The sequence below is a fragment of the uncultured Streptococcus sp. genome, from assembly GCF_963511325.1.
Taxonomy (GTDB): Bacteria; Bacillota; Bacilli; order Lactobacillales; family Streptococcaceae; genus Streptococcus.
Window position 1 is genome coordinate 1 of record NZ_CAUPII010000056.1, and the last position, 5,563, is coordinate 5,563.

The 5,563-nt window shown below is 40.3% G+C and carries 2 protein-coding genes; both read right to left on the reverse strand.

Features of this window, described 5'->3' with window-relative positions:
• Positions 1-1,051 (reverse strand): SIALI-17 repeat-containing surface protein (locus tag RQ973_RS09385; protein WP_311523825.1); only part of this gene is annotated, 1,051 nt, incomplete at its 3' end.
• 41 nt (positions 1,052-1,092) lie between these two features.
• Positions 1,093-5,563: ZmpA/ZmpB/ZmpC family metallo-endopeptidase (locus RQ973_RS09390; protein ID WP_311523826.1), on the reverse strand; the 4,471-nt coding region annotated here is incomplete at its 5' end.

Below are 5,563 nucleotides of genomic sequence, written 5' to 3' on the forward strand. Positions count from 1 at the left end.
GTTCGCCTTTGTCAGTCACAACAGCTTCGGGTAAGGCTGGTTGAACTTCCGGTTCACCTTTATCAGTTACAACAGCTTCGGGTAAGGCTGGTTGAACCTCAGGTTCTACCAGATTACCACCAACTGGTGCTGTATATTCTAGCTTCTCTGCTTTAGGAGCCTCATCTGGGACTGTGCCTACGGGTTCAGTGTATTCTGGCTTGTCTGCTTTAGGTGCTTCGTCAGGCACTGTACCCACAGGTTGAGTGTACTCTGGTTTCTCAGCCTTAGGCGCTTCGTCTGGAACTGTACCCACTGGTTTAGTGTACTCTGGTTTCTCTGATTTAGGTGCTTCGTCTGGAGCCATACCTACAGGCTCAGTGTATGCTCGCTTCTCAGCTTTAGGAGCCATATCAGGAACTGTTCCTACCGGTGCAGTATATTCTGGTTTTTCATGAACTTCGGGCTCAACCAGATTACCACCAACTGGTGCTGTATGTTCTGGTTTTTCTGCTTTAGGCGCTTCATTAGGAATACTTTGAATTTCAGATACTGGAACATTTTTTGTCCCCTCATTCTTATGTTGAATTTCTGAAATTGCATCATCATCAAGCGGTAAGTATCCAATATAACGATATCCAGCAATTTGAACTATTCCTTCATTACTTGGAGCTTTCAAAGGATTGCTTATATCGAGAGCTTGCATACTAGAAAGACTAATCATTCCGATAGTAGTAACTAAGAACAAACTACTAACTTTTTTCTTTTTATGAACCAAAAGGACTAAACTACCAACAGCTAATAGTCCTAAAGCTGTAAGCACAGAAGTAGATGAACCTGCTGCAGGAAGAGCTTCCTGCTGATAAATAAGAGCATAAATTACCTCATTATCAGTAGGAATTCCTGCTTGAATCTTTCTTTGTTCTTCCTTTGTAAGAGCGCTTTTTTCAATGTAATGATAGGTAGAAGCATGAATGACTGACGGTGCAACCAAGATACTTCCGAGTAAAAATGAACCAACAATCCCACAGATTTTTCGGATTGAAAACCGTTCTTTTTTAAATAATGACAAGCGTAATCACCTTCTTTAATTTTATTTCCTAATAGTAAACACTATTTTTTATTTTCGAAAATTGAACTTCTAAAATCATCAGTTTGATTTAGATAGGCCTTAAACACTGCTCTCTTTAACTTATGAACTGCACTATCATATTCTGGATTATAGTTGTCCCAAGAATAACGATTCTCATCTGCATCCTTACGGACAGCTTCGTCCATTAATCGCTGCAGTTCTTCTACACTATGAATCGTCTTTCTTGCAAAACTTGCCCAAGATTTGGTTGGATCGTTGAAGGTCACCTTTTTCAAGTTTACAAACTGACCCACCCGTTCTTGGTACATAGCTGTCTTAAATTCTGCCCAAGTTTTATACTTACCTTCAAATACCTTTTCCAAAACAAGATCATCTGTCACCAATCCTCGTTCTTTACCATAAAGATTGATAGTTTTCCCTTGTTGTTTAGCAACTTCCTCGTATTGGTTTGAGATATAAGGTACCATTCCATCCTTAAAACCTTTGGCAGCCAGAAGTTCATAAGCAATCCTACGTCCCATCAAATCACCCGGAGTTCCCTTACTGCTCAGAGCCGAATAGATTGGGGCGAAGAGTTTAATCGTATAGTAACCGTTTCTTTCATATTCCCCAGACTTATATTCACGAGCTGACAAGATATTATTTTTAATTAAACTATCAAAGGTAGTCAATTTTTTGGCATCTTCTTCTGTCAGATTTTGTACAACGTTAGTAGCGTAAACCTCATTTCCATCTGCAGGATCTTTCACGTATTTATTCTCGATTTTTCTCAGGGCCGTCATTTTCTGATAAGCATCTAACTGTTTCACGATAGATTGCCCTTCGAGATATTCCAACATGTAAACGACATCAAACATATTGTGGACGTAGTTCTGAAGATCTGCTGCGTCATTAAATCTTGTAGTTGGATCAAGTACTTGCAATCGCTGGCCTTCTGTACTATCTGATGTTTTATGTTTCAAGATAGAGTTGATGGTAATGGTTGCATCACTTGGTTGGTCAGGAGCTTGCAATAAGCCTTTTGCGAAGAACTCCGGTCCTAAGCCGCTTCTTCGACCATAGCCACCAAGGTAAATATCCTGATCTGAATCATGGGTCATCTCATGGGTATAAGTAATGGCTCCATCCTTGTCTAACATACGATAGGACATATAGTAAACGCCATCTCCAGTTGCATAAGCACCATGATGATTGTGAACTACTTTATTCCCCACTGGACCAAAGAAATTCTTCATCGCCGGATTGGTACTATCAAACTTAGCCTCAACTGTAGCTTTTCCAGATGTTGTATCATCTCCAAACTTATAGGCATCATAAAGTAAAATTGTACGATAGAGCTTTTCACGTCCTTCTTTATCTAAAATACGATACCAATAATCATAGTGATCTCGCTGACGTTTGGCTGTTTCACGCGCATTATCTTCAACAAACTTATTGAGTTCATCTCCAGCCTTATAATCGCTGTTGCGGTAGCGATCGTAAGCGCCAAATCCTAGACTAGACAAGGTTGAGATGACAAATACAGATCTTTCTGGCAAGGTAAGGAGAGGCAAGACCATATTGCGGTATTTCCAAGTACTACTAGTAATTCTGTCATAAACACCGATAGAATACTTAGTCCCTGCTTGCTCTTGCTTGGCTTTGACCTCTGCAATAGTGGATTTTTCTTCGACAATGAAAGCTTTGGTCTGTTTTTTAAACCAGTCATTATTGCTAGTGTTTGGTAAAAAGACTTTTCGGTAATTTTCCAACGTGCTAAACAAATCTGTCGTTCCATGATGGCTGGCAAGACTGATAGCATAAGTATCGACATTGTTTTTAGCAAGCAGATTATTAAATCCTGATTTCCCTAACTCAATCAGAGTATCTAATGGTGAAGTATTTCCTTTACCAAAGAAGTCTGGACGATACATCACCAGGTCTTTGACATTCACTTGACCATAGCTAAAGTTATACCAACGTTCTAAATAAGTTAAACCGAGTAGCAAGGCTTCCTTATTGTTCTTGATTTTATCTACAAGATAGCCTCTGGTAACTGGGTTGTCACCAGCAAGTCCAGCATCTGCTGACAAGAGTTTTTTCAAACTGTTTGCCAAATTTTGTTTTGTTTTGACGAACTGGTCTTCCAGATAGAGCTCAGTTTGCTTGACATCTGGAGAAATTCCGAGTGTCTTTCTGATGGCATCCGACTTATAGTCAACCTTTTGTAAGTCAGGTAAGACTTGCTTTATGATAGAGTCTTGGTCATACAAGAATTGATTTGGAGTGTAGAGGAGTCCTGTATCCCCTAAGCTATATTCTGCCAACTTAGCAAAATCAGTCTGGTATCTGAGATCGAGCTTCTCAGATGAATGGTCCTGATAGTGAAGCAAGAGTTTATTTGCAGTCTGTTTGTTAGAAACAATATCTGTGATTACTTGGTCATCCTTCATCATAACTGCGGACAAGAGTTCTTTTTGATATAAGAGACTGTTCTCATTAACCAGGTTTCCGTATTTCACGATGGTCGCCTTGTTATAGAAAGGTAACAATTTTTCAATGTTCTTATAAACCAAAGCACGGTTAGCTTGATAATGCTTCACCTTAGAAAAATCACTTTCTTTACTACCACTTGTTGAAAGGGGCTCCACTGTTGGAGGAGTGAGAGGATTGATTTCTGCTTTTTTATTAGTCACTTCAGAAGCATCTAGCATTGTTCCTCTTTCTTCAAAGGATTCTTTGCTGACGACTTCATCCCTAACCAAGGTGACATTGTATACTCTGTTCGCCTTGCTGCTGAATGTATCCTTCACCTTCATTCCATTGTAGTGGTAACCGGTAATAGCATTCCCGTTGGTTACATTGACATCACTTAGTACATTGGTCAATCTTCCTGCATGCTGTTCCTCATTCGTCTTTCGATCCCACAAATATCCAGCCACACCCGCAACTCTACCAAAGTGCTTGACATTGTTGATATCACCTTCCGCATAACTGTTCTGTATATGCGCATCTTGGTCTACTAGACCTGCAAGACCACCGACAGTCTGATCTGATCTATTGGTGTTTGACGAAATGGTTACTGTCGCTTTGGATTTAGCAATAGACGCATTTTTTCCTGTTAAATGACCGACCAGACCGCCAATATTGTAGGCATCAGTTGTTTCATAGGTATTGACAATTCTTCCCTTGAAACTACTCTCTGTGATGCTTGATTGGTCTGCCTTAGCCAACAAACCACCGATACCACGTTCTCCAGCCAGAACACCATCGACATGAACTTGTTTAATCTTTGTGCCATTCATAGCTTCATTTGCCAGTGAAGCAATATCATTTTTCCCTGAAATAGTAACATTTTTTAGACTCAGTTTTTCTACTGTAGCACCATTCAAGTTTTCAAACAGAGGTTTTTTCAAATTATAGATAGCATACTTCTTACCATCTTTTTCTCCAATCAAATGACCAGTAAAGGTTCCCTTGATATAGGATTTATCATCAGGATCAAGCTCCACTTCGTTAGCATTCAGGCTAGCTGCTAAATGATAGGTTCCAGAGAGATTTTGGTTTATAGCTTTGACCAGATTACTAAAGGAAGTAAAGTTTGTATTTTCCTCTTTAGACTTCTTATCGAGGTAGAAGGTGAAATGGTCGACATATTTATTGTTCTGCTCTTGCTGGAGTTTCTCAGCCTTAGCTGTAATTTTATAAACTGGCTGACCATTTCTTTCCTCTTCAGTAATTGAAGCGACTGGTAGATAGACATCTTTAAATGCCGAAGATTTTACCTTGACAAAGTAATTATCCGTATTCTTTGGAATTCCATCCAATGAGATATGTTGTTTATAATTCCCATTCGTCTGGCTGTACAATTCAATATCCGAAACATTTCTTAATTCGAGTGTTTTTTCTGGATCTGTTTCTTTCGGCTTCTCAATCGGAGTTTCAGGTTTTAATTGCTCAATATTCCCCTTATATTCAGGAAGTGGATCTACCTGTTCAGGCTCACCTTTGTCAGTTACAACTGCTTCTGGTAACGCTGGGTGAATCTCTGGTTCGCCTTTGTCGGTTACTACAGCCTCTGGTAACTCTGCTTGGACTGCAGGTTCACCTTTTTCAGTTACTACAGCTTCTGGTAACTCTGGCTGAATTGCAGGTTCCCCTTTTTCAGTTACTACAGCTTCTGGTAAGGCAGGTTGGGTTGCAGGTTCGCCTTTGTCACTTACTACAGCTTCGGGAAACTCTGGTTGGACTGCAGGCTCGCCTTTGTCACTTACAACAGCTTCCGGCAATTCAGGTTGGACTGCAGGTTCCCCTTTTTCAGTTACTACAGCTTCTGGTAACTCTGGCTGAATTGCAGGTTCCCCTTTTTCAGTTACTACAGCTTCCGGTAAAGCGGGTTGGACAGTTGGCTCACCTTTGTCACTCACAACAGCTTCTGGTAATTCAGGCTGAACTGCAGGTTCACCTTTATCGGTTACAACAGCTTCTGGCAACTCTGGTTGAACTGCAGGC